Origin of the sequence: Piscinibacter defluvii (genome assembly GCF_004011805.1) — a bacterium.
GTDB lineage: Bacteria > Pseudomonadota > Gammaproteobacteria > Burkholderiales > Burkholderiaceae_C > Piscinibacter > Piscinibacter defluvii.
The window spans coordinates 2,356-3,874 of record NZ_ML137206.1; the positions used below are offsets into that span (position 1 = coordinate 2,356).

Genomic DNA, 1,519 nt, shown 5'->3' on the forward strand with positions numbered 1-1,519 from the left:
TTGCCTATCATCGGGCTCGCGGACCAAGCGCCAATCCGCGGCGGTCGCCTCAGCTCAAACGTTAGCCGTCACACAACAAAGTATGAGCGCCGTCGAGATCCTTGAGTGGGAGTTTTCCCCGGCCGACTACTTCGAAGAGTCATACGAAGTGGTGCGGGACGACTACACACTGAGCGTCAGCCTGGGCAAAGCCGAGGCACGAATTCCAGCGGAACTGTATGGCAGTGATTCGGAGATCCGCCAGAAGATTCACGCGTCGCTCAATGACCGGTTTCTCGGTGTACAGCTTCTAACCTTTCGCCCCTACACACTATCTTCGCCACGCCGGATCCGCTTGCACGAAGACGGACGACGAGACGTCTTCGTCGAACTACAAGCGGTTTCTGCCATTGCGATGGGCGGCACGCTTGATCTTCGCATCACAGTGGCAGACGGAACCGTAGTCGCCGATACAAAGGCCGATCGGATTGCAGAGAAGCGCCTGCTTGCGGAGCGGATCGAAAAGTTCAGGCCGACCAGTTCAACGCTCGCTTCAATGCTCGCCAGCTTCGGGGCCGCAACCCGCGATCCTCAGAACGAACTCGTTCATCTCTATGAGGTGCGCGATGCCGTCAGTTCGTTGTTTGGTGGCAAGTCTCCCGCGATGAAGGCCCTCGGAATACCAGATGGCTCATGGTCGCGTCTCGGACAACTCTGCAATGATGAGCCTCTCCGTCAAGGCCGCCATCGCGGAAAGTGCGGCGTAAGCCTTCGCGATGCCACGCATGCGGAACTGGAAGAGGCCCGTGAGCTTGCTCGCAGCATGCTGAGGGCATACGTCGAGTTTCTCGCCAACTCGGACCGCAGTGACGGCTAACCCTTCGCTCGAGCGGACCTCCACCGGCAAGCCGCTTGGCCCGCGCAACGGCCAGTATCATCATCCATTGCGCGTGCCAAGCGCCTTCCCGGTGGCGTCCGCTCAGCTCAAACGTTAGGCGTCACGATGGCAATCTCGCACACCTCAACCGACGATGAGCTCCTGGCAGAGGTTCGGGCTTGGATACAGCAGCTGTCGGAAGGCCAATACTTTGACGCGCTTCAACGCATTCCCGGCGAGCAAGGCGAATCTTGGACGCCACAGCTCCTTGAAGAGGTCATTGCTGGCTACGGTCTTCCACAGCCGCATCCTCGAGGCACAAGGTACCAGGTTACATCCGTGAGTAGCGCTACCGGCACCCTCCCAGTCGCCTCTGTGGAACGCAACGTTCTGCCGCCTGGCGCACTGGCATACATCGAACATAGTCTTCCCCTGAACGGTGAGTGGTCTGATCTAACTGCCACGTTTGTGCTGTACCCCACCGAATCCACGGCAACCCTCTACCTTCGCGAGGTCCATGTCCTCTAGCCGCGGGGTGACGCCTAACCCTTCACTCGAGGCGACCCTCCACGGCTTGGCACTTGGGCCACGAGGCCGTGGTGCCTATCATCGGCCTCGCGGCCCAAGCGCCAACCCGTGGCGGTCGCCTCAGCTCAAACGTTA

The 1,519-nt window shown here is 59.9% G+C and carries 1 protein-coding gene; it reads left to right on the forward strand.

Translation table 11 applies throughout. The annotated features are described in order from the left end of the window. A partial coding sequence (locus D9C15_RS09490; RefSeq protein ID WP_205854768.1) for a hypothetical protein occupies positions 1-856 on the forward strand: 856 nt, incomplete at its 5' end. Positions 857-1,519 lie beyond the last annotated feature (663 nt).